This window comes from Oleiphilus sp. HI0079, from assembly GCF_001635105.1.
Map to the genome: position 1 here is coordinate 1 of NZ_LWFT01000213.1, position 2,288 is coordinate 2,288.

The following is a 2,288-nucleotide window of genomic DNA, read 5'->3' on the forward strand; positions in this document are numbered from 1 at the left end:
ATCACTCATAGTTTTATCACTTCATCTCAAACTAGCCTTAACGGCTGTCGTTGTTGTGCTGCAAACTCTCTCGCAACAAGATTATCTTTTTGTATTTGTTCGGCAAGCGCATCGACGCTTTCAAACCGTTGCTCTTCACGGATTTTTTTCTGCAGTTCGACTTGAACTCTGGCCCCATAAAGGTCGCCGGAAAAATCAAATAAGTGAACTTCAAGATTCGCTTCAAAGTCCCCGACGCTTGGTTTCTTGCCCACATTGGCAACGCCAAAGTAAGCGCCTTTATGGCGACCTGTCTGAACATCAACCTTAACAGCAAAAACACCTGAAACAGGACTATGTTTCCGCTTCAGAGCAACATTCGCGGTAGGAAACCCGAGCTGTCGCCCTAACTGACGCCCATACATCACCCGCCCGCTTACAGTAAAAGGGCGTCCCATACAGGCCTTCGCATCACCCAACTCTCCATCAGCCAATGCCTTTCGTATTAGCGTTGAGCTCACTCGCTCACCATTTTCACAACTTTCTTGCGTGCAAAAGGTCTCGGTGCGCTCTACGCCAAAACCAAGTTTTTCTCCTGATTGAACCAAATGATTGAAATCACCCTGGCGATCACCACCAAAGCGAAAGTCATCGCCGATCACGAGATGCGTCACTTTAATGTGATCGCACAGCACCTGTTCAACAAATGCATTCGCGGTCAAACTTCGAAAATACTCGTCAAACTTTAGTACACATAGGTAATCGAGCTTCAAGCTAGCAAGGCACTCAAACTTATCTCGAAATCTCATGATTCGAGCTGGCGCTTGCTCACCACGAAAATACTCTTGTGGCTGCGGCTCAAACACCATCACGAGAGAAGGCAAGCCAAGCTCATGCGCTTTGGCGATCACGCGCTCTACAATCGCCTGATGACCAAGATGCACACCATCAAAATTTCCGATGGTGGCGACACAGCCTGCGTCAGGAATTGGTGGATTGTGTAAACCACGAAGAAGCTTCATTGGCCTTGTATCACTGCAAAAAATAGCCGCAGATTATACTGGTTCAAAGCTTACATATTCAATGAAGCGCTCAAGAATTAAGCGAAACTTTGGGATATTGACCCGATAACTGGCTGGTTTATTCCCACCAGCCGATCAGGTTCATATAAAGAATTGAGAAAGGCGCTATCAGAAAGGTCAAAATACCCACCGTTTCATCGGTAGACTCTTCGTTATTCTCGTTCACGCGAAAGCCGTCTTCACGACCTGAAGTATAGTAATCTCGACCCTGATAACGAACAAAGAACTTGTTTGAATCATCGACGTCGTAACTATCGACATTTTGATAAGCCGGTTTAAATTCATCGTCATCCGCATATGCAGAGGCGACTGAAAAAACCAAGCAGAAAAAACAGGTCAACATTGTTAAAAGTTTCATTGGCCCCTCCTAAATCACGTATTACTCAGAAATCCAAATTTCGCGATTTTGATTGAAACAGTTTGTTACTCGACATTAAATCGCGTTAACTGATCAAAATAAAGCCAGTACTAACTAATTCAGAACCAGTTCACACCTTTGTTGTATTCGTTAACATTTGGGCCAGATATTGCAGCCAATGAACAACAGGAACATTAGTTTTTGCTGCCAAATGCGACTGACAGCCGATATTCGCGCTTAATACAAGCTCCGGCTCAATCGCATCAAGTGAAGCGATTTTTCTGCTCCGAAGCGTGTCGGAAAGCTCTGGCTGAAGCAGCGAATAGGTGCCGGCAGAACCACAACAAAGGTGCGAATCTTGAGGCAAACGCAACTGAACACCCAAAGAGCTAAACACGTTCTCCACCGCCCCAGACTGTTTCATACCATGCTGTAGGGTGCATGGTGGATGGTAGGCGAGCACCTTATCCGATCTGCTGCCCTGATCATCCCCAAGCAGGCTCTGGAGCTTTGCCAGCGCGCTCTGATCGATTAACTCAACCGGGTCTTTACAGCGCTCAGCTAACCAGAGCGCTTTCTCGTAATACGGGTCTGATTTAGCAAACAGCTCCGGGTACTCTTTAACAAACACACCACAACCGGATGCGTTTGCAACAATCGCAGAAGCACTTTCGTTGTCGATCCACTGACTCCAGGCATCGATATTCCGCTTCGCCAATGCCTTCGCTTTGGCTTGCTCGCTCGTATGCTGACTCAAAGCGCCACAACAACCTGCATCGGTAATTTCCTGAACCCGGTAGCCAAGTGCTTCAAAAACAACTCGTGTTGCCTCATCGACTTGCGGAGTCACTGCTTTTTGAACGCATGCA

General features: G+C 46.8%; 3 protein-coding genes. All 3 read right to left on the bottom strand.

Going from position 1 to position 2,288, the window contains the following annotated elements; genetic code table 11:
• Positions 1-26 precede the first annotated feature (26 nt).
• Positions 27-1,001 (bottom strand): bifunctional riboflavin kinase/FAD synthetase, encoded by a 975-nt coding sequence (gene ribF / locus A3750_RS03130; protein WP_068452090.1) that lies wholly within the window; start codon positions 999-1,001, stop codon positions 27-29.
• A gap of 118 nt (positions 1,002-1,119) precedes the next feature.
• Positions 1,120-1,419: a hypothetical protein gene (locus A3750_RS03135; RefSeq protein ID WP_068452093.1), complete on the bottom strand. Its 300-nt coding sequence runs from the start codon at positions 1,417-1,419 to the stop codon at positions 1,120-1,122.
• Positions 1,420-1,549: 130 nt separating this feature from the next.
• The coding region (locus tag A3750_RS03140) for a heterodisulfide reductase-related iron-sulfur binding cluster (protein WP_255374860.1) at positions 1,550-2,288 on the bottom strand (739 nt) is incomplete at its 5' end.

Coding starts and splice junctions, on each gene's coding strand:
- ribF (WP_068452090.1), bottom strand. CDS start 1,001: ATGAAGCTTCTTCGTGGTTTACACAATCCACCAATTCCTGACGCAGGC.
- A3750_RS03135 (WP_068452093.1), bottom strand. CDS start 1,419: ATGAAACTTTTAACAATGTTGACCTGTTTTTTCTGCTTGGTTTTTTCA.